Raw genomic sequence first — 20413 nt, 5'->3', positions numbered from 1 at the left:
ATGAGTAAATGGGGGAACTATCAAGGCTTTCGCTTGAGGGGTGCCCGGAGGTTTGGCCTGGGCGTGGTTTGTGCAGTCCTGTCATCGAGCAAGGTGGCGCGATTTCCGAGCGCTGGCAGCCGAACGAGACGAAATAGCCCGAACCAGACTCGATTCGGACGAAGCTCACCCGCGACGGACAGTCAGACTCAATCAGCCCGTCGATAGTGCAAGGCGACCGCGCCGTTGCTGAGCGGCTCTGCCGAGATCAGATCGAGGCGTCGGGTGCTACGCAGTCCGCCCTGGTAAAGGGTGGGACCGTGGCCGGCAATCCTGGGATGGACAAGGAACTTGTACTCGTCGATTAGATCCAGTTGATCCAGCTCTGTCGCAAGTTTGCCGCTGCCGACGAGTACCCCGCCGGGAGTCGCATCCTTGAGATCCTGCACGGCCGTGAGCAGGTCGCCGACGACGTGGTGGCTGTTGGTCCACGGGAAGTCGCTTCGCGTCGACGACACAACGTACTTCGGCTTGGCCTCCAGCTTTAGCGCCCACTCGCGCATCGCAGGCGGTGCGTCCTCGTCGCTGCGGGCGACCGCCGGCCAGTAGCTCTCCATCATCTCGTAGGTGGTACGGCCCCAGAGCATTGCGCCCCCCTCGTCCATGAGGCGGGTGAAGTAGGCGTGCGTCTCGTCGTCGGCGATGCCTTCCTGGTGGTCGACGCAACCATCCAGGGTGACGTTGATGCTGAACGTTAGGAGACCCATACGACGATGCTAGGCCGCCACTTACCGACGCCTCAACTATCACCGCCTTGCCGCGGAGGCTATTCCGCCGGAATCGCCAGTGTTCGCTGGGGGTAGTCATCGTCTCCCTGACGCCCTGAGATGTACGAAGGAGATCAGCTCCCTGCTCGACGAGCTGTGGGAGCGGGATCGGCGCTGGTCCTCACGCCCCGAGAAAGCAGAAAACCCCTGGCTGACCAGGGGTTTTCTTTGGCGGTGACGGTGGGATTTGAACCCACGTTGGCTTTGACACCAAACAACATTTCGAGTGTTGCACCTTCGGCCGCTCGGACACGTCACCAACTGAAATAGGGTACCGGAGTGTAGGCCTGTTCCCCAAAACGGCCGGTCGGCGCCCACTTAGTAAGTAGCCTTCGCTTCCCCAATCGCGGCCGCAGGACTAGATTCGCAAGCACGATGACTCTTCCACAAAACGCACCGCAGAACACGCACCCCCAATCGGCCCTGGCCTACTGGACGGTGGGCCCCTGCCAAGGTGAGCTCCGCAGCGAGGAACTTCCGGCCCCGGGCCAGGGGGAGGCTCTGGTCCGGGCCTTGTACTCGGGAATCAGTCGGGGAACCGAACTCGTGGTCCACGAAGCCAATGTCCCTCCACGAATCGCGAACGCGATGCGCGCACCCCATCAAACCGGGGATTTTCCGGCGCCGGTCAAGTTCGGCTACTTGTCGGTTGGCGTCGTTGAGGAAGGCCCCGAAGATTGGATCGGCCAGAACGTCTTCTGCCTGCACCCGCACCAAGACCGCTACGTCGTGCCGCTCACCTCACTCACCCGAATTCCCGACGGCGTGCCTGCACGCCGCGCTGTGCTCACCGGCATCGCCGAGATCGCCCTCAACGCCCTCTGGGAGGCCGGACCCCGCCTTGGTGACAGGATCGCCGTCGTCGGTGCCGGACTGGTGGGCGGCATGACCGCGGCGCTCCTGCGCAGTTTCCCGCTGCAGCGCTTGCAGCTCGTGGAGACGGATCCGGGGAAGCGCGGGTTCGTGGAATCCCTGAGGGTGGAGTTCGTGCTTCCGGACGATGCAAAACAGGACTGCGACATCGTGTTCCATTGCTCGGCCACGGACGAAGGACTGGCCCGTAGCCTGCAGTTAGCCGGGGACGAGGGCGAGATCATTGAGATGTCTTGGTACGGGAACCGAAAGGTCTCCCTGCCGCTGGGGGAGGACTTCCATGCCAGGCGCCTCTCCGTCCGAGCCAGCCAGGTCGGAGTGGTTGCACGGTCGCGCCGGCACCGCCGCACGTCAAACGAGCGGCTGGCGCTGGCGGTTTCCCTGCTGCGGGACCCCGTGTTCGACGCCTTCCTCACGGGAGATTCGCAGTTCGAGGAGCTGCCGGAGGTCTTCAACGGCCTGGAAAACGGTGAACTGGACGATCTTTGCCATGTCATCAACTACCCCGAAACCAAGAAAGGCTAACGATGTTCAGCCTCACCGTCCGCCGGCACTTCATGATCGCCCACAGCCTCCCGCGGGAGTCGTTCGGCCCGGCGCAGGGACTCCACGGAGCCACCTTCGTCGCCGAGATGACGTTCCGCCGGGCGGAGCTGAACGACGACGCGATCGTGATGGACATCGGCGCTGCCGGAACCATCCTGGACGAGGTGCTGGCAGGCCTCAACTACAAGAACCTCGACGAGCACCCGGACTTCGCCGGACAGCTCACGACGACGGAAGTGCTGGCCCGCTTCATCGCTGAGGCGGTCGCGGCGAAAGTCAGCGGGAGCGACGACGGCGGTGCGCTTGCCGGCGTCGACGTCGTCCTCCGGGAACATCCCGACGCCTGGGCGGGCTTCTCGCTGGATTTCGAGCGATAGCTAGCGCGGGACTGCCCCGGAGGGCGGACAAACAGTGCAGAATGGGGCCATGACGTCCGCCGTACTTTCCACCCAAACGCTCACCCCGGAACTCCTCCGCGCCTGGGCGTGGCATAGGCAGGGCCTGGACGGTTCCCTCTCCGGCAAGACGTCCGAGGAAGTCCTGGACCGCGCCGGCTGGGCCCGTTCCGTGGGCGGCGCCAATCCTTACCTGACGCTCTTCGCCCGGGCCGGGATCCGGCGCGAACAGGTCGATCGCGACGTCGCCGAGCTGAAAATCCACGAGCTCCCCACAGCCCGTGGTTGCACCTACGTCCTCGGCCGGAAGGACTTTGCGTGGGGACTCCAAGTCGGCCGGGAGGCCGCGGTGGCGCCATTCAAGGTCCTGGCCCGGCTCGGCGTCGAACGCGGTGAGATCACCCTGCTCGAAGAGCAAGTCCTGCACACCCTCATTGAATCCAGCGACCCCATGGACCCGAAGCAGCTCAGGGACGAGCTCGGCGAGTCCGTCCGCAGCCTTGGCGAAGAAGGCAAGAAGAAGGGTGCGTCGACCACCCTCCCCACGGCGCTGGGCCTCCTCCAAGCCGACGGACGCATCCGTCGCGTCCCCGTCAATGGCCGCCTCGACCAGCAGCGCTACGCCTACACCTCATGGGCGCTGCCGCCCAGCTCCCTCGACGACGACGCCGCCCGCGCGCTCTTGATCGAACGGTATCTGCGCTGGACCGGCGGAGCGACGTTCAAGCAGAGCCAATGGCTAACGGGTTTCACCGTCGCGCAGAGCAAGGCGGCGCTGGCCGCCGTCGGCGCCGTCGAAGTGACCACGGAGGCAGGCGAGTCGCTCTGGATGCTGCCCGACGACGTCGAGCACCTTTCCGCGTTCCGGGCACCGCAGGAGGAGCAGATCCAGCTTCTGGCCGGGACGGACTCTTTGGTGCTGTTGCGCAGGAACTCGGCGGACATGCTCGCCGAGCGGGATCGGGGCCGGAAGGTCATGGACGGCACTCTGGGGCTGCAGGCAGACCTGTCCGACCATCCGATCCTGGACCGGGGAAGGATCATCGGGCTGTGGCAATACGATCCGGGCAAGGAGCGGATCGCCGCCTGGACGTTTGACAAGCCCAGCGCGGCCGTCACACAGCGGATTAGTGAGGTGGAGAGCTGGATCCGCGAGGACCTCGGGGATTTCCGCTCGTTCAGCCTGGACTCGCCAGCATCGCGGCAGAAGCGCATCGACGCCTTGGACAGTGCCAATTCATAAGGCGAACGCCGCGGACGCTATTGGTCTCAGTTTGGGGCAAGTTCAGTCCACCCAGAATCCGGAGAACTCCCCGGTGGCTCGCGAGAAGGTGGCATCCACGTGTTTTACGCGGCCCGGGGCATCCCGGGATTGCAGCCATTCCAGCAGGGAATCGACGGCTTCGCGATCACCCTCAGCGATCACCTGTACCGAGCCATCCAACTGGTTGGCCGCCTCCCCGGTCAGTCCGAGCATCCGGGCCTGGTGCATTGTCGAGTAGCGGAAACCGACGCCCTGGACGCGGCCGGTCACCATGGCCGTGACCCGCACCGGGGAACTCATGCGGCACCCGATCCATATGGCCGCGTGATTGCCTCCAGGAAATGCCCGTCCGGATCCGCGAAGTAGACGCCGCGTCCGCCGTCGTTGTGGTTGATCTGCTGGGCGCGTGACCGTGCAGGGTCCGCCCAATAGGGGATTCCCTCGGCCTGGATCCTCGCGAAGATTCCGTCGAAGTCGTCCTCACTGACCAGAAACGCATAGTGCTGGGGCGAGACGGGCCGGTTCGCCGTGGCGAAATCGAGGGCTACTCCATGGGCAAAGGACACAGTCATGAAGGACCACATGGGCTGCGGCTTCGGCAGGCCAAATACCTTGGCGAGGAACTCCGCGGAACGGCGTTTGTCCGTCGCGTAGACGATGGTGTGGTTGAAAGAGACGGTCATGAGGTCCTCCTCAGATGTGCTGCCTGAGACCATCTGACGTCCAACACCTCACAATTTCAAGGGCGCCTTTTCGTCGGGATTCGTAGATGCAGCGGAAAGAATGGATCTCCGCCCGTGAGACGGCGTTGTGAGCGCGCTGAGGGTCAGCGTTGCCAGAAGAATGAAGAACGGAACGTACAGGTAGAGGTATCGTGGCCGCGTTTCGAAAAACAGGAGAAATAGGGTCAACGCGAGCAAAGACCAACGCATGATTGCTGCACTGGAGGTCAGAAGCCGCGGTGACCGCACGCGCAGGGGCAGGGCGACCAGGAAGAGCAACGCCAGCCAACCGGACTGCCAGACGCCTGTCATCAGGTCAAAGTGGGCGCCGTTCCCCCAGAGGTAGTCCTTGATCTTATTGCTGAGCGGATCTTTGATCGGGAAGGGATCCTTCTGATTCAAAAGGAGTCCTTCTCCCCAGGTATGAAAACTCCCATCGCCAAACGTCCATACGGCCTTGCGGTCAATGAATTGCAGGTAGCCCGGATATCCCATATCCGAAACGCGCTGGGCGTACACTTCAAGGCCGTGCTGGTAGCGCTCAGTTGGATCTTGAATCGCCGCAGTGCCGTTCACATCCGATTGCGTGAACGCGCCAATCCCGGTTGCTCCCATCATAAGGAAATGCGTCCAGGGAAAGGCCTTGGTGTTCTGATCGACGTTGAAACCAACATAGGACTGGGCTTTGATGTCTACCCACATTGCCGTGTTTGTGGCAGTGAACCCGATTGCCGTTGCGGCCAGAACCCCAACCAGCGCACGCAACTTATGCAGGGCGCTCTTGTTGCGGAAAAGATATTCGAGTGCGTAAACACCAATTATCGCTGCGGTTGCGAATGCAGCGGTCGGTTTGAGGTTATAACCCACGGCCGTGACGGCGCCAAGCAGCGTCCAAAGGACAAGTTTGACTTGCCACCTGCCCGCTCGCACCGCCTTGAGATGGAGGTAGAAGAGCAACACTGGAAAGAGAATGCCCACGCTGTCGGAGTACACAACGGAGATGTACGGAGAGAGCACGAGGTACAGCGCAGATGGGAGAAGCGTGAAGACGGCGGCACCTTCGTTGACAAGTTGCCGTGCGCACAAATAGGTGAGCAGGATTGCCGTGCACAACACCACGCAATTGAGGACGATAGCTGCGTAGAGGAGCCCGCCCGAGGGGACACCCAGGGCCACCATCACTTGGGAGTACCTCGTGAGCGCGACCGTGATCGCCAGGTTGTTGGGGTACATGTTGAAGTAGTCGTAGATGGTGGACTTGCTGCCATCGGCGACGCCGAACGCGCTCTCTGCAACCGCGCCAGCGTCCCACCCGGGCAGGACCTGCAACGCATACCCGAGCCTCAACTGAACCAACAGGGCAAGGACCATGGCTACACAGAGGAATGCGGGACGGACCCATCGCGGCGCGGTCTCGAGTCGGCGGCCAAAAGCCGCGGAGGCTCGATACAACGGGGGAAGAACGAAGAGCACGAACAAGGCGCCACAACCAGTAAGTGCATAGTTGTAGTTGGCGATGTGCGGGGAGGGCCAGAACAGCACCCCAAGCAGTATGAATGCGAGCATTCCGCAAAAGATCAGGCCAGGGGCTGCGGACAGCTTATGGTGCCTAACGGGTTCTTCGCGCCATCCGCGGATCCGGCCGGCCAACTCCGAGTAGAACCCGAACGTGGTCCGGGCGCCAACCACAGCTATGAAGACGCCGAACGCAGCCAGTATCTGGAATGCCCGGGAAGGCATCAGGGTCGGCGCGATGAATCCGGCAACCAGAGCCGCGAGAACGGCGGAACCGAGCCAGATCCACGTCGACAACTTCACTTTGGGCGGGTTCCGCGTAACGGCCTGCTCTGGAGCCTCGAGGACGGGCCGGGCTTGGGTCTCAGGCATTGGATGCCTCCGGCTGAACTTTGCTCTCGTGGAAAACCCAAAGACGCATCAAGGTGTAGGTCAGCGTAGCTACGCAAGCGATCGCGAACAGCTGGACAAGGAGTTGGGGCATTCTGGCGACATCCACGAAGAACCACAACAGTGCGGCGTTCAGCGTAAAACCTGCGGCATTGACTACGAGGAACCTGAGGATCGCGGGTCCCGATTTGCCCTCGTGCTTAAAGGTGAAGGACCGGTTGCCAAAGTAGCTGATGACCATTCCGGTGCCGTAACTGACGGCCATAGCCGGAATAGCGGGCGTCCCAATCAAGGACAGGACAGCGAAGATCGTGTACCCGACAATATTGTTGACAATGCCTACCACGGCAAACTTTCCTGTGGATTCGAGCAGCCTTGCACGGGGCGACTTCATTCCGTCTCCGCTTCCGAGATGGCCGGTGTTGCTCTGCGGTCGGTGGCGCCGTATACGGCCCGGACCCCGTACAACGGCCGGTTCTGAACCTCCGTGTAGATGCGCCCGATGTATCCACCCAGAATGCCGAGCATGATGAGCTGCAAGCCGCCCACAAAGAGGATCGACGTGACAATGAACGTCCATCCTTCCACCACGGTGTTCGGAGAAAACACTTTCATGAGCACGGCATACGCGATGCCAACCACGCTCAGCAGCGCTGTGATCATACCGATTCTGGAGATCAAGGTGAGGGGGAACGTGGAGAAACCGAAGACGCCATCCGCGGCCAATTTGAGCATCTTTCCCAGCGGATATCCGGACTTTCCATTGAGGCGTTCATCGCGGTCAAATTGGACGGCGGCCTGATTGAATCCAACGTAGCTGACCATCCCGCGAATAAAGCGGTCGTGTTCGCGGAATTTCTTTATTTCATCAACTACTACGCGGTCAAGCAGCCGAAAATCACCCGTATTGGCCGGGATTTCGATTGATGCAATGCGCCGGAGCATGACGTAGAAAGCCCAGGCGGTGAATCTCTTGAAAGGGGTGTCTTTGCGAGTCCGGCGTTGGGCATACACGACATCGAACCCCTCCTCCCACCGAGAGATCAGCTCCAGGCTGACTTCCGGAGGATCCTGGAGGTCGCTGTCCATGATGATCACGGCATCGCCGGTTGCTGCGTCGATGCCCGCTGTTACGGCGACCTGGTGGCCATAATTACGAGCGAAATCGATGACCAGTATGCGGCGGTCCGTCATCTGCAGGTCCCGAAGCAGTTCCAGGGAATTGTCTTTGCTGCCATCGTTGACGAAAACAAGCTCGATATCATAGTCGAGGCCCGCTGTAGTTTCGGAGATCACGTCATAAAGGCGACGGATGTTTCCAGACTCGTTGAAGATGGGAAAGACATATGAAATGGACTTTCGCCCGCCGCTGTGCGTCATTATCGGTCGTTTCTGAAGGCCGCAGGCATGGACGACTGCGTATGGAACTGTTGCCATATCAGGTTAGCGTAACGTCTGGATAATCAAACGGTAGGGGGCTCCCGGATGGCTATCACTTCCGGTGGGCTGCGAAGAAATCCCGGAGCAAGGCTGAACATTCCTCTTCGCGCACGCCCGCGTAGACCTCCACCCAGTGGTTGAGCCTGCGTTCCCGCAAAATATCGAACACGGATCCGGCGGCACCGGCCTTCTCGTCCCAGGCGCCGAAGACCACCCGCGGAATCCGTGCCAGCACAATCGCTCCGGCGCACATTGCGCAGGGCTCCAGCGTCACGACGAGGGTGCAGTCCTCGAGTCTCCAGCCGTCTCCGCCTTCGCCAAGCTCCAGGGCGTGGCGTTGCAGGGCGGCGGCTGCCTCACGGATGGCGACAATCTCGGCGTGCGCCGTCGGGTCGCCGTGCGCTTCCCGTTCGTTCCGCCCGGCGCCCAGCACGCCGCCGTCGGGCCCCAAAACGACAGCGCCGATCGGCACATCCTCCGTATCAAGCGCCAGCCGGGCCTCGTCCAGGGCCAGGCCCATCCAGGCCGCGTGCTCTGCGTGATAAGGCTCGTTGGTGCTCATGCCTCAATGATAGTTTTGGAGTCATGCGCACACTCGTCGTGGACCACCCGCTGGTCGCTCACAAGCTCACCGTTCTGCGGGATAAGAACACTCCTTCACCGGTCTTCCGGCAACTCACTGAAGAACTCGTCACGTTGCTGGCCTACGAGGCCACCCGCGAGGTCAGGACCGAAGCGGTAGAGATCGAAACCCCGGTCACCAAGGCGATCGGTACCGCCTTCACGAAGCCGACGCCGCTGGTGGTTCCCATCCTGCGCGCAGGCCTCGGCATGCTTGAGGGCATGACCAAGCTGGTCCCCACTGCCGAGGTGGGCTTCCTGGGCATGGCCCGCGACGAAGAAACCCTGGACATCATCACCTACGCCGAGCGCCTCCCGGAGGACCTGACGGGCCGCCAGATCTTCGTCCTGGATCCCATGCTCGCCACCGGCGGCACCCTGCGCGAAGCCATCAAGTTCCTCTTCAAGCGCGGCGCTTCGGACGTCACGTGCATCTGCCTGCTGGCCGCGCCGGAAGGCCTGGCCAAGCTCGAAGAAGAGCTTTCAGAGGCCAACGTCAAGATCGTCCTCGCCTCGATCGACGAGAGGCTCAACGAAAAGGCCTACATCGTTCCGGGCCTGGGCGACGCCGGAGACCGCCTCTACGGCGTGGCCGGCTAACGAGCCCGTCCGCGCCTCAACCCGCCCGACGCTGCGCTTTGCTTGCCTTGAGCACCATGGGCAGCTTGGACCGCAGGGTGCACTCAAGCAACTCCTCGGCGGTCTCGTCCTGCTCGTAGATCTCCGGCAGGCGGATCCCGATCAGGGTGTTCATGAGCATGCCCTGCGCAAGGAAGTCGCGGGAAGTTTCGGGAGACAGGCCGGCTTCGTCCCGCACCAGGCGATAAATGTCCAGGAATCCTTCCCTGGCCCGTGCCCCGATGGCGGGTTCGTGGCCTGCCACGAAAGCCTGCATCAGCATCATGAGGATCCCGCGGTCCTCCACCAGATCCGCGTAGGCGATGGCCATGAGCTGCTTGAGCTGTTCCGGGCGGCCGCTCCCGGCGGCGGGATCGAGGTGATGCAATTCTTCGGCGAGTTCTCCGGCGTCGTAGGCCGCGATGACGTCGCGAAAAGCGCGCATCAACTTGCCGTGGGCGCGGTCCAGGGCCTCCAGGAACAGGGTCTCCTTGGTGCCGAACATCCGCACGACATACGGCTGGCTGATGCCCGCGGCCTTTGCCACCTGGTCTGTGGTGGAACCGGCGTAGCCACGCTCGGCGAACACGCCCGTGGCGGCTTCCAGGATCAGTTCACGCCGTTTCGCCGCAGGTATGCGTTCGGCGGTTGCCTGGCTGCTTGAGTCCGTTCCCGGGGCGCCTGTGCCCATTGTTTTCTTCACCACACTTGACATGTTATCAGTCGATAACTAACTTTGGACTTTAAGTAATCATTCGATTACAACATCCCGAACGTAGCGGCATCTCAGCGGCCCTGTGGAGTCATCATGAAACGCACCATTCCCGTCTGGCTGGCCATTGTGGCGGCCTCCCTGCCCGTCTTCATGGCCACCCTGGACAACCTTGTGGTTACCAACGCACTGCCCGTCATGCACAAGGCCCTCGGCGCGAGCGTCGAGGAACTTCAGTGGATCGTCAATGCGTACTCCCTGAGCTTCGCGGCGTTCATGTTGCTGGCCGTCGGCCTGGGGGACCGATTCGGCCGCCGCCATGTGTTCATCGCGGGCCTTGCCATCTTCACCATCGCTTCCGCAGCGGCAGCAGTCAGCACCGATCCGTGGCAGCTCATCGCTGCCCGCGCCGTCCAGGGCGTTGGTTCCGCGGCGCTCATGCCGCTATCGCTCACCCTGCTGGTGGGTTCGGTCAGCGACAAGCTGCGCCCGCTCGCCATCGGCATCTGGGGCGGAGTCTCCGGCCTGGGTGTCGCCCTGGGACCGCTCATCGGAGGCGCAGTCGTGGAAGGCTGGAGCTGGGAAGCGATCTTCTGGCCCAACGTGCCCATCGGCATCCTGTCGATTCCGCTGGCGCTCTTCGCGCTGCCGAACAGCTTCGGCGCACGCGTCCGCGCCGACGTCGTAGGTCTTCTTCTCTCCGGACTGGGCCTCCTGGCGCTCGTCTTCGGCATTGTCCGAGGGAACGACGCCGGCTGGTCAAGTGCCGAAGTCCTCGGCGGCTTGATCGGTGGCGGGGTCCTGCTGCTTGCCTTCGTTCTGTGGGAATCCCGGGTCGCCGCGCCGTTGCTTCCGCTTCGGCTGTTCCGCGACCGCAGCTTCACTGTGGCCAACCTGATCGGCCTGACCTTCAGCTTCGGGATCTTCGGGTCCGTCTTCATCCTCATCCAGTTCCTGCAGGTGGTGCAGGGCCACGGACCCCTCGCAGCCGGCGTCATGACGATGCCCTGGACGTTGGCCCCCATGTTCGTCGCACCGCTCGCCGGCCTGCTGGCACCGCGGATTGGCACCAGGACCCTGATGATCGCGGGCCTTGCCCTCCTCACGGCCGGCATGTTCTGGCTGGCCGGGGTCCTTTCCGCGACCGTCCCGTATGAAACCCTGGTGCCAGGCTTCATTGCGGCAGGAATCGGCATGGGCCTGGTTTTCGCCCCGATGTCGACGGCGGTGCTCGCCAACATGCGCGCCGAGGACCACGCCAAGGCGAGCGGCACCAACTCGACTCTCCGGGAGATCGGCGTAGCACTGGGCGTGGCCGTCCTGACGGCAGTCTTCACGGGAGCCGGCGGCAAACTCACTCCCACGGGCTATGTGGACGCGGCCATTCCCGCCGTCTACGTGGGTGCATCCGTGCTGGTCCTTGCCACCTTGGTGGCGTGGCTCCTTCCATCCCGCGCCCGCGCCCGCGCGCAAGCTGAAACAGAAGCCGGCGTGGGCACCTGGGGAGGCGCCGCCGTCGAACTCGTCAACGCGGGGTCACTTACGGCCCAATTCGGGCAGCAACATGGGCCGTAAGTGACCCCGCGTTGTGCTCCGCCCCTACCGGTTTTCCAGCTCCGCCGATAGCCTGTGGCCCATGGACTGGAAACTTGAACTTGTGTTTGTCCCTGTGTCCGATGTGGACCGCGCCAAGGATTTCTACGTCAACAAAGTGGGCTTCAACGCCGACTACGACGAGCGGCCCATGGACGGCATCCGCTTCGTCCAACTGACTCCGCCTGGCTCGGCCTGCTCCATCTGCATCGGCGAGGGCCTCAACGACGCCCCTCCAGGCACCGCTCCCAGCCTGCAAATGGTGGTGGGCGATATCCAGGAGGCCCACAGCCAGCTCAAGGCCAACGGCGTGGACGTCAGCGACATCGACATCCAGGATTGGGGCCACTTTGTGTACTTCGCCGATCCGGACGGCAACAAATGGGCCGTTCAGTACATCCCCCACCGGCCGAACGGCTAGGACTCACACCGTAAGAGTTGGGCCGCAGACCGGCTTCAGCAGGCAGGATGGATGCATGAACCTGCCTGCTGAAGCCGTGAAAACCCTGACCGTCCGGGCTGTCCTCTTCGATATGGACGGAACCTTGGTGGATTCCACCGCGATCGTGGAGGAAGTCTGGAGCGAATTCGCGGGCCGGTATGGACTGGACATCGAGGAGATCCTGCGGACTTCACACGGGGTCCAAGCCAAGGACACGGTGCGCCGTTTCGCCCCGGCCGGAGCTGACATCGACGCGCTGGCGGAGGAACTCGGCGAGATGGAGCGGACCCGGACGGACGGGATCGTTGCGTTGCCCGGAGCCGCGGAACTGCTGCGGTCCTTGCCTGCCGACGCACTCGCCATGGTCACCTCGGCCGATCGGATCCTTGCCGGGGTGCGCATGCAGGCAGCCGGGCTCGAGATGCCTGCGACCACTGTCACGTCCGAGGCCGTGACCCGAGGCAAACCTGACCCGGAAGGCTACCTCAAGGCCGCCGCGCTGCTGGGTGCCGAGCCGGCCGACGTCGTCGTCTTCGAAGATGCCCCGGCGGGTATCGCTTCCGCCCGTGCGGCCGGCATGCGAACCGTGGTGGTGGGCGACGCCGGCGGCGAGGCAGCTGATGGGCTGTGGCAGATCGCGGATTACTCAGCTGTCACTGCCACGGCCGGTCTGGACGCTTCGGGCCGCCGGGTGATCGAGCTCCGGTTCTAGCGTCAGCGGGCTGGATGCGGGCCGGACGGGTCCTGTCGTCCCCCTGAGGACGAGGGTTCCCTCGAAGATGATCCTCGCCCCGGTCAGGCTGGTTGAGCCTGGGTTCTCGGAGAGGGCGGCGACGGCGCGTCGGGCTGCTGCACCGACGTTGACCGCGATCGTCGAAAGGGCAGGAAACGTTGTAGTTGCTAGGGTGTCGTCGCATCCGATGACGCTCAAGTCCTTCGGGACGTCCACGCCCGCGGCAGCGAATCCGCCCATTAGGCCGTGCGCGATGACGTCGTCGAAAGCGATGACCGCCGTGACTCCGGACGCTGCCACCGAATCGCTGAGAGCCTTCGCAGCTTCGTAGGTGCCCGGATCCGCGCTGAAATGCGTCACCTCGAGGGCATGGGCCTTCGAGAAGTTGTCCACGGCCGAGCGACGCTGCTTGTTTGCCCATGATTGTGGTGGCCCGCCGATGTAGGCGATGCGGCGGTGGCCGAGCTCGGACAAGTGCGCCAGCGCGGAGCGGATGGCGGCCGTAGTGTCCAGGAGTATCCGGTAGGTCTCTGGAACGTCGCGGTTGATGAATGCCACCCGCTGGGAATCGGCGATCTGCCGGATGCGGGACGAAGCGAGCCGGGAAGATACGACGATCAACCCTTCGACCTGGGGCGCCATCCGTGAGATAAGGCGGTCTTCCCGGGTGGGGTCTTCATCCGTGTCCGCCAAAAATACGGACAGTCCGAGGTCGCTCGCGTAGTTTTGGGCCGCACGGACTAGCGGAGGGAAGAACGGGTTGGCGATGTCCGGCACGATGAGTCCGATCGCGCCGGCGCGTCCTGTTGAGAGGGCGCGTGCGTGATGGTTCGGTACGTAACCGGCGGCTTCGGCCGCTTTTTGAACCATTGCCACCGTCTCCGGCTTGAGCAGGTTTGGTCGGGTAAAGGCCCTGGACACGGTTGAGGGGGCGATGCCGAGTTCGGCCGCCAACTGCGTGATGGTAGGCCGGCCTGTCATTGGAGCTCACCCGCGAGTTCCAAAGCGGCCTGGATCAGGGCTTCGGCACTGCCAGGAGCGAAGGGGGCCGGCATACCGTAGTAGCGGTGGGCGTCCTCCACTTCGTATCCTCCGAAGTCATATTCGTCCGCGCTCGGGAAGTATCCGGGGCACCCGTTGGTGTAACCCGTGACGAATACCGGCCCTTCGACCTCGGAGGCGATGGCTTCCGTTGCGGCCAGGAATGGTTCTCCGGGTAATCCTACGAGGGTCAGGCCCTGCCAGTTGAAGACGCTCACTGGCGCCTCCCAGGACATTTCGTCGTCGGGCCCGCGGTCATTGGCCCATTGCATCCACGCGTTGAGAAGGGATCGCCGGCCCGGGTCGGCAGAAACCGCTTCGGCGTCCCACAGCCGGCTCAACTCGGCGGGCGAAACGGCGTCGCGCGAATTCATTGCGACGCTGATGGTCCTCCGGGCTGCCGTGGTCTGCCGGGAACCGGAACCGGAGACCGGCAAGAGCGGGGTCCCCAATGCGGTTGCCGCCACACGTTCTCCGATCTTTCGCGCCTGCTCCATCGTCCTGCCGGCAAAGCCGGATAGCGAGTACGACGCGTCAGCGGGATGGCCGGAGTTGATGTCCCCGGCGGTCCCGGGCAGGAAAAGTGCAACCGAGCCGGGGGAACGCTCCTCCAGGACGCTCCTAGTGAACGCCGGGTAATCGCCGCTGATGAGCCGGTTTTCCGGACCTAGAACTACCGGGTGGCAAGGATAGAGAACCAGCCAGGCAATGATTTGTCCGGCTGCGTCGCTGAAAGAGGCAAGCTGGACAGGCGGATCCACGGTGCGTTCAGGATGGCGGCGGTTCCTGGCAACATCCACTCCGCGCGATTCGCCGTACTGCAGGGTGGCCGGCCGCTGGGAGGCCACGGCAGCCTCCGTGGCCTCGCGGCAAGCCCGGACGATCTCCTCCAGGAGCCGCGGGTCATGGCCTCCGAGCCGGCCCGGCATGACGCACGGACCCGCGTGGGTATGCGTCGCGGTGATTGCGACACGCTCCGGCATAAAGGGCAAGCCGCGTGCGATGCGGGTGCACGTGTCTTCGTGGAGGCCGCACACATCCACGGTGATCCAGCACGTGTCATCGACAGCCAGCGCCCGGACGGTCAGGGGATCGTGGACGCCGGTACTCGGTTCCGTCCTCGCTGCGAATCCGGCCATCGGCGTCCCAACCGGCGGCGAGATCTCGACGACGGCGGCGCCCACCCGCAGGACGGGCTCCTCGGCTTGGGTGGTACTCATTGCGGTCCGCCTGATACTTTCCGGCCGGACTGGATAACCTCGGTAATGGTCCCTGCTTCGGGTCCGTCCGCGGTGATCAGGACAAAATCTGCCGGGGAACCGACTCGAAGGTGACCGAGCCCCGGCCGGGTGCCCGGGATCACCCGGGCGGGAGTGGACGTCACCATTTTGAGGGCTTCCGATAGATCCAGGCCGACGTTTCGGATCACGTTGCGGAAACCGTCCGGGAGGGTAGCCGCGGCCCCAGCGAGCAGATCCGTGCCCACGTGGGAGAGCCTCCCGCCGGGGGCGAGGTCCACGAGGCCGCCGACGGAAGTGCGGTGGCGGCCAGGCGCGCTGCCGGCCAGTGCGGTGCTGTCAGATACCAGATAGGCCCGTTCGGGGGTCTTGGCCCTGATCATGACTTTGAGCGTATCGCCGGGCAAGTGGTGGCCATCCGCTATGAGTCCCGCCGTGAGGCGGTCGTCAGCGAGTTGAGTCCACAGGGCATTGGGGTGCCTTGGCAGGGTGGTGGCTATGCCGTTGCCCAGATGGGTCGCCAGGCGGGCTCCGGCCGTGATGGCAGCCGTGATTTGTTGAGGACTTGCGTGCGTGTGTCCGATGGCCACTTGGACGCCGAGTTCGCGGATTTCAGCGATCTGGGCCGGCGCGTCGGGGGTATGCGGAGAGACGGTGACGATGCCGACCATTCCGCTTGCGCGAAGCCAGCGCCGGACCTCCTCAACGTCCAAGGGGCGAACGAAGCGGGCGTCGTGGACGCCCCGGGGGCCGTCCTGGTCCGAGATGAAGGGGCCCTCGATGTGGACACAGGGGATGGCCGCCCGGGTGCTTGGATCAATTTCGCAGGCCCGCTTGATCTGTTCGAGCGCGCCGGTGATTGCCTCTTCGGACGCTGTCACGATGGTCGGCACCCACGTCGTGACGCCCAGCTTCGCCAGCTTCGCGCTCAAGTTGATGATGGTTTGCGGGGTGATGTCGGGGGCATTGACATCCAGTCCGCCGTAACCGTTGACCTGGCCGTCGATGAATCCCGGCGCGATGACGGGCAGCCCCTGGTCAGGGTCGATCTCCCGCACCGACAGGATGGTCGTGTCGTAGGCGATTTCTATGTTGATCCCCCGGTGGGGGTCTTTGCCCACGATCTTTTTGGGGTGTGTCACAGCTTGTGTACCCGTCCTTTGAAACGTGAAATGAACTGCTGGTTGGCTTCGTCCCCGCCGGGCGCATTCCCTGATCTCCACAATGGCGGCTCTATCCCGATTTCGTTCAGCTTGCTGATGGTGGACATCATGAGCCAGTTCAGGGCGAAGGCGTTGGCGAACGTGGACACGGCGGCCGTCTTTTCGACCGCCCCGGGAACCGTCATGACGGCGTCCCCGACCGGAACCTTCGTGTCGATGTGGTGGTCGACGACATCGTGTAGGTTCAGTTTTTGCGGATGCCGTGCGGGGTGGTCACTGGCTGTTTCCTCTGCGTGCTCCCGCGAGGAAACTCCGATGGTCTTGACCGATCTTTCACGCGCCGTCAGGGCCGCGTCGATGAGCGCACTGTTGATGCCGTACGCGTTGACCAGGATCAGGAGGTCCCCTGGTCCGAGGCCAGCGTCCTCGATGACGATCCGGCCGTAACCCGGCGTCCGTTCCATGGCCATTGAGCGGAGGGCGCCGCTGGAGAGCAAGGTGCCTTCGTCCAAGATGGCGGAGACGTGCATCAGTCCGCCTGCCCGGAAGAACACTTCCTGGCTTGCCAGGTTCGAATGACCGCCGGGGCCGTAGATGTGTACCAGTTCGTCCTTGGCCACCCGGGCCGCGAGAATGCCGGCGGCGACGCTGATGTTTTCGGCTTCTTCCAGGCGGATCCGCCCGAGGAGCTCGGTGATTTTTCCGAGGTAGTCGCCCGAGAGCTGCAAATTTGCGTTCATCGCGGATTGGATTCGGCGTCGAGGTAGATGGTGACGTTGGGGTGCGTGCGCAGCGCAGTTCCGGGATGGTCTCCACTGACCGGCTGGTTCAGGGTGTTGTGCACGGCAGCCCTTTTGGCACGCCCTGGCACGGAGGCGATGATTTCGGAGGCGTGCAGCAAACGCGGGATGGAAACGGTGATGGCGCGCTGCGGAACGTCGTCGAAACTGGCGAAATGACCTTCGTCCACTTGTTGCTGGCGACTGACGTGGTCCAGGTTGATGACGCGGGCTGGCAGCGGGTCGGCGAGGTCTGCCGGGGGATCGTTGAAGGCAAGATGGCCGTTGACTCCCAGTCCGAGCAGCACGAGGTCAAAGGGATCGTGGCCCATCAGCGTGCCATAGCGCTGTGCCTCGGCTTCGGCGGGGTTCCCCGGGTTGATGCGGTGAAAGGTGGTCGGGGGAAGGTAGCTGAAGAACGTCCGTTGCAGCCAGTTCCCGAACCCTTGGGGTGCGTCGGCCTCGAGCGCGAGGTAGTCGTCCATATGGAAACACGTTATGCGGCTCCAATCGATGCCAGGCTCCTGGACGAGCGCCTGAAGCGTTGCCTCCTGGCTGGGAGCTGCCGCCAGCATCAGCCGGACCTCCCGCTGGTTCCGGAGCGCGCTGCGCAGCGTTTCCGCCGCATGCGCGCCGGCGTGTCTCCCCAACGCTGCCCGGTCCGGGTGTGTGGAAACGGCGGGGCTGTAAGTGGTCAGTGCTGTCACGTGTGTGTCCTTCGGGTTTCTAGTTCAGTAGTCAGGAGGAGTGATCGGGCTATATGGAAGGGGTCCTTGACGGGCAGCGCCACCACCTTGTCGAGGGGTTTCCCCTCGCGATCGCGGATTTGCAGCCACTCCTGGCCGGAGGGATCCGGAAAGGTGTCGAGGGTGTAGGACCAGATCCGCTCATGCCAACCCAGGAGGTCAGGACGCCCGAAACGCTCGGCGAGCAGCCTGGTTGCGTAGAGGGCCTCAACCTGGACCCACCACAGCTTGGTGTCCCACGTTTGGGTCACCAACGTTTCGTAGGGGTCGTTGCCGAAAAGCCTGCCCCGCGGTTCATCCCCGGTGCTGTCGACGTATCTGAAGATGCCGCCGTGCTGCTCATCCCAGCCGGTTTCCAGAGCACGGACCGCAAGGTCCGGTAGCCAATCCGGAATACGAGGTGCAAGTTCAGGCATGATCTCGACGGATTCCATGACCATCCAGAGCATCTCCAGTAAGTGGCCGGGGGTGCGGTGGCGGGCCAGGAGCGTGTCCAGGTCATCGCTGCTGTCGGGCCGGTATTCCCACCACGAGTCGGTCTTCCACATGCCTTCGGAGGTTGCGTCGCCGAGCAGCTGGAAAAGCGCGGCACTGGCTGTGCGAGCGCTTTCAGCCGATCCGCTGGCCAAATGGAGTTGGGCGCCCACATTCAGCAGCAGCATCAGCCCGGCTGCGTCCTTGAATCCGGACCGCACGGGGTAGGGCTCGGACGGAGCGTTCCGGGCCTCGATCCGTTCTTCGGCGTGGGCGAGAAGCGCATGGGCTGATTGCAGCCACGCGTCACGTTCGTGGCCCGCCGCTTGGGGAAGCCGGGCTGCACCCGCCAGGCCCAAGGCCGCAAAGAGGTCAGCCAGTACGCTGACGGCGATCTCCCCTTGCGGCCCGGACGGCAGCGCATGCCCGTCAGCCGACGTGCGGTATGCCGTTACGCTGCTGTCCAGGATGGCGTGGGCTTGGATGAACCTGGCAGTTTCAATCGAGAGAGTTGCCCACAACAGGGGATTTTCCCCGATGATTCCGGCCTCGCTGTCCAGCGCGATCCGCGAGCAGAGCCAAGCCCAGCGGCCTTGCGACCACGTATATTTTTCGTTCGAAAGCAACCGCCCTGAGTTGGAAAAGCAGGTGAAAACCCCTCCGCTTTCCCTGTCGACTCCGTTCTCGAGCCACCAGGGGAGGACGCCCTTGAGCAGCTGATCCCGTATTTCGGATCCGGTTCCGCTCATGCCATGCTGCTTTCAACCGGGAGCGGTGTGGCCGGCTCAAGGTCGCGGTCGAGGGACTCGACTAGGGCATCGGACGCCTCGTTGTGCCAAGGGCGCAGCCAGCCGAAGACGCAATATACGATCGCGGAGGCAAGCACCGGGGCGGCCACGTTGATTGTCTGCGCGCTGGCCGTGCCCAGGCTCGCGATGGGAGCGGCCAAGGCGTACTTTGCGAGTGCGAAAACGATCAAACCGGTGGCCCAGGAGAACAGGGCTGCCGAGGGACCGCAGCGCCGGAACGGGCGCAACATCCCCAGCAGCATGGGAACGGCGATCGGCCCCACCAAGGCCCCGAACCAGAGGATGATCAGGCCAAGCACGCCGCCGAATGAATCCGCGCTCAGGGCAATGACCATCGACAATCCGATGAACAGGAACGTGGAAATCCGGCCACCCAGCAGTTCCGCCCGCGACGTCAGGGGCTGCCGGGAACCGCGCAGCGCAGGGATGATGTCCCGGATGACGACGGCGGAAATCGCGTTGGCGTCCGAAGAGGTCATGGCCATGGTGTGTGAGAACATTCCGGCGACAACCAACCCCACCAGGCCGGCCGGCAGCAGCTGCTGGGTAAGGAGCGCGTAAGCCTGATCCGGGTGCGTCAGATTGGGCAGGATCAGCGGCGCGGCCCACATCGGGAAGAAAAGGACCAGCGGCCACACGAGATAAAGGGCGCCCGAAAGCAGGACCGATTTGCGGGCCGCTGAGCCGGACGGAGCGGCAATGAAGCGTTGAGCCAGATTCCAGGTACCTCCGTTGTAGGAAATCGTGCTGATCAGGCAATAGGCGAGGAAGAACCCGATGGTGTAATCACCGGCGAATGGCTGCGAGTGGGAGGCGGGCAGACGGGACCAGATTCCCGCGATCGAGGAAACGCCCCCAAGCTTGGCCACGGCGAAGATGAGCATCGCAACGCCGGCTACGGACTGGATGATGAATTGGCCCATATCCGTCAATGCGTCGGCCCACAAGCCGCCGATGGTCGAATAGATGAGTGTGACCCCGCCGACGATCAGGATGCCAACGGCGATCGGAACCCCGGCGAACACGTTCAGGAGGATCGCACTGGCTGCCCACTTGGCCGCAACATCGAAGATTTTCAATGCGGCACCGGACCAAGCCAGTACTTGCTGCGCGGGCAGGTTGTAGCGCGTGGCCAGGTATTCGAGCGGGGAGATGATCCCCAAGCGCTGCCTGAGACGCGGCCAGCGCGGGGCGAAGAAGAAAGCGCCAACAAGGCAGGCGATGGTGATGGTGAGCGCCCACCAGACATACAGCGCGAAACCGGTGGTGTAGGCGATGGCGGCGTACGCCACGAAGACAGCAGCCGAATATCCGGACATGTGGTGGGAAATCCCTGCCAGCCACCACGGCATCTTCCCGCCCGCTGTGAAGAAGTCGGCGGCGTTTTTCACTCTGCTCTTGGCCCACCAGCCGATCCCTATCATGACGACGAAATAGGCGCCTAAAACGAGCCAGTCGGCGAAATACATACATCCTCCTTGATGCAACGAAAG

22 protein-coding genes and 1 tRNA gene are annotated in these 20413 nt (G+C 63.4%); 7 read left to right on the top strand and 16 right to left on the bottom strand.

Annotated features, from left to right (window positions below; genetic code table 11):
- Nucleotides 1-188 precede the first annotated feature (188 nt).
- Nucleotides 189-746 (bottom strand): dihydrofolate reductase family protein, encoded by a 558-nt coding sequence (locus tag ABEA18_RS18155; RefSeq protein WP_345451436.1) that lies wholly within the window; start codon nt 744-746, stop codon nt 189-191.
- A gap of 229 nt (nt 747-975) precedes the next feature.
- A tRNA-Ser gene (locus ABEA18_RS18150) sits at nt 976-1065 on the bottom strand.
- A 116-nt stretch (nt 1066-1181) separates the two neighbouring features.
- Between ABEA18_RS18150 and ABEA18_RS18145 the strand changes: the two genes are divergently transcribed.
- From ABEA18_RS18145 to ABEA18_RS18135, 3 genes are read left to right on the top strand one after another with little or no spacing between them, the layout of a single operon-like run.
- Complete coding sequence (locus ABEA18_RS18145; protein ID WP_345451435.1) at nt 1182-2204, top strand: zinc-dependent alcohol dehydrogenase; 1023 nt, start codon at nt 1182-1184, stop codon at nt 2202-2204.
- A 2-nt stretch (nt 2205-2206) separates the two neighbouring features.
- Nucleotides 2207-2602 (top strand): 6-pyruvoyl trahydropterin synthase family protein, encoded by a 396-nt coding sequence (locus ABEA18_RS18140; RefSeq protein ID WP_345451434.1) that lies wholly within the window; start codon nt 2207-2209, stop codon nt 2600-2602.
- 49 nt (nt 2603-2651) lie between these two features.
- A complete protein-coding gene (locus ABEA18_RS18135; protein WP_345451433.1) occupies nt 2652-3863 on the top strand; it encodes a DNA glycosylase AlkZ-like family protein in 1212 nt (403 codons plus the stop codon).
- A 42-nt stretch (nt 3864-3905) separates the two neighbouring features.
- On the opposite strand, the gene ABEA18_RS18130 is transcribed toward ABEA18_RS18135, so the two are convergent.
- The 6 genes from ABEA18_RS18130 to ABEA18_RS18105 form a co-directional block, all read right to left on the bottom strand.
- Nucleotides 3906-4184, bottom strand: a complete 279-nt coding sequence (locus ABEA18_RS18130; RefSeq protein WP_345451432.1) for an acylphosphatase — start codon at nt 4182-4184, stop codon at nt 3906-3908.
- A complete protein-coding gene (locus ABEA18_RS18125; protein ID WP_345451431.1) occupies nt 4181-4567 on the bottom strand; it encodes a VOC family protein in 387 nt (128 codons plus the stop codon). Before ABEA18_RS18125 ends, ABEA18_RS18130 begins: the two co-directional genes overlap by 4 nt.
- A 48-nt stretch (nt 4568-4615) precedes the next feature.
- On the bottom strand, nt 4616-6493 hold the full coding sequence (locus tag ABEA18_RS18120; RefSeq protein WP_345451429.1) for a glycosyltransferase family 39 protein: 1878 nt from the start codon (nt 6491-6493) through the stop codon (nt 4616-4618).
- Complete coding sequence (locus ABEA18_RS18115; RefSeq protein ID WP_345451427.1) at nt 6486-6905, bottom strand: GtrA family protein; 420 nt, start codon at nt 6903-6905, stop codon at nt 6486-6488. Before ABEA18_RS18115 ends, ABEA18_RS18120 begins: the two co-directional genes overlap by 8 nt.
- A complete protein-coding gene (locus tag ABEA18_RS18110; protein ID WP_345451425.1) occupies nt 6902-7891 on the bottom strand; it encodes a glycosyltransferase family 2 protein in 990 nt (329 codons plus the stop codon). Before ABEA18_RS18110 ends, ABEA18_RS18115 begins: the two co-directional genes overlap by 4 nt.
- A gap of 112 nt (nt 7892-8003) precedes the next feature.
- A complete protein-coding gene (locus ABEA18_RS18105) occupies nt 8004-8513 on the bottom strand; it encodes a nucleoside deaminase (protein ID WP_345451423.1) in 510 nt (169 codons plus the stop codon).
- Nucleotides 8514-8536: 23 nt separating this feature from the next.
- On the opposite strand from ABEA18_RS18105, the gene upp reads away from it, so the two are divergent.
- Nucleotides 8537-9172 carry a uracil phosphoribosyltransferase gene (upp, locus tag ABEA18_RS18100; protein WP_059388604.1) on the top strand — a complete coding sequence of 212 codons (636 nt, stop codon included), beginning with the start codon at nt 8537-8539 and terminating at the stop codon, nt 9170-9172.
- A 16-nt stretch (nt 9173-9188) separates the two neighbouring features.
- On the opposite strand, the gene ABEA18_RS18095 is transcribed toward upp, so the two are convergent.
- On the bottom strand, nt 9189-9896 hold the full coding sequence (locus tag ABEA18_RS18095; RefSeq protein ID WP_345451421.1) for a TetR/AcrR family transcriptional regulator: 708 nt from the start codon (nt 9894-9896) through the stop codon (nt 9189-9191).
- Nucleotides 9897-9998: 102 nt separating this feature from the next.
- Here ABEA18_RS18095 and ABEA18_RS18090 point away from each other — a divergent pair, with 102 nt between their 5' ends.
- The 3 genes from ABEA18_RS18090 to ABEA18_RS18080 all read left to right on the top strand — a co-directional run bounded on the left by ABEA18_RS18090 (nt 9999) and on the right by ABEA18_RS18080 (nt 12649).
- Nucleotides 9999-11477 (top strand): MFS transporter, encoded by a 1479-nt coding sequence (locus ABEA18_RS18090; protein WP_345451419.1) that lies wholly within the window; start codon nt 9999-10001, stop codon nt 11475-11477.
- Between the two features lie 61 nt (nt 11478-11538).
- Complete coding sequence (locus ABEA18_RS18085; protein WP_345451417.1) at nt 11539-11916, top strand: VOC family protein; 378 nt, start codon at nt 11539-11541, stop codon at nt 11914-11916.
- 55 nt (nt 11917-11971) lie between these two features.
- Nucleotides 11972-12649 (top strand): HAD-IA family hydrolase, encoded by a 678-nt coding sequence (locus tag ABEA18_RS18080; protein WP_345451415.1) that lies wholly within the window; start codon nt 11972-11974, stop codon nt 12647-12649.
- Here the strand turns inward: ABEA18_RS18080 and ABEA18_RS18075 are convergent.
- From ABEA18_RS18075 to ABEA18_RS18045, 7 genes are read right to left on the bottom strand one after another with little or no spacing between them, the layout of a single operon-like run.
- Complete coding sequence (locus ABEA18_RS18075) at nt 12584-13651, bottom strand: LacI family DNA-binding transcriptional regulator (RefSeq protein WP_345451413.1); 1068 nt, start codon at nt 13649-13651, stop codon at nt 12584-12586. The genes ABEA18_RS18080 and ABEA18_RS18075 overlap by 66 nt on opposite strands.
- The gene (locus ABEA18_RS18070; RefSeq protein ID WP_345451411.1) at nt 13648-14931 is read right to left on the bottom strand and encodes a neutral/alkaline non-lysosomal ceramidase N-terminal domain-containing protein; all 1284 of its coding nucleotides are present in this window, start codon (nt 14929-14931) and stop codon (nt 13648-13650) included. Before ABEA18_RS18070 ends, ABEA18_RS18075 begins: the two co-directional genes overlap by 4 nt.
- Nucleotides 14928-16091, bottom strand: coding sequence for an N-acetylglucosamine-6-phosphate deacetylase (locus tag ABEA18_RS18065; RefSeq protein ID WP_345451409.1), 1164 nt, complete (start codon nt 16089-16091; stop codon nt 14928-14930). Before ABEA18_RS18065 ends, ABEA18_RS18070 begins: the two co-directional genes overlap by 4 nt.
- Entirely contained in the window at nt 16088-16852 is a 765-nt protein-coding gene (locus tag ABEA18_RS18060; RefSeq protein ID WP_345451408.1) for a sugar isomerase domain-containing protein, read from the bottom strand. Before ABEA18_RS18060 ends, ABEA18_RS18065 begins: the two co-directional genes overlap by 4 nt.
- Complete coding sequence (locus ABEA18_RS18055; RefSeq protein WP_345451407.1) at nt 16849-17598, bottom strand: 6-phosphogluconolactonase; 750 nt, start codon at nt 17596-17598, stop codon at nt 16849-16851. Before ABEA18_RS18055 ends, ABEA18_RS18060 begins: the two co-directional genes overlap by 4 nt.
- On the bottom strand, nt 17595-18860 hold the full coding sequence (locus ABEA18_RS18050) for an AGE family epimerase/isomerase (protein WP_345451406.1): 1266 nt from the start codon (nt 18858-18860) through the stop codon (nt 17595-17597). Before ABEA18_RS18050 ends, ABEA18_RS18055 begins: the two co-directional genes overlap by 4 nt.
- Complete coding sequence (locus tag ABEA18_RS18045; protein WP_345451405.1) at nt 18857-20389, bottom strand: sodium:solute symporter family protein; 1533 nt, start codon at nt 20387-20389, stop codon at nt 18857-18859. The genes ABEA18_RS18050 and ABEA18_RS18045 overlap by 4 nt, the downstream gene beginning before the upstream one ends.
- Nucleotides 20390-20413 lie beyond the last annotated feature (24 nt).

Origin of the sequence: Arthrobacter gyeryongensis, assembly GCF_039543785.1 — a bacterium.
Classification (GTDB): domain Bacteria; phylum Actinomycetota; class Actinomycetes; order Actinomycetales; family Micrococcaceae; genus Arthrobacter; species Arthrobacter gyeryongensis.
This window is presented reverse-complemented; position numbering and strand designations above follow the sequence as displayed.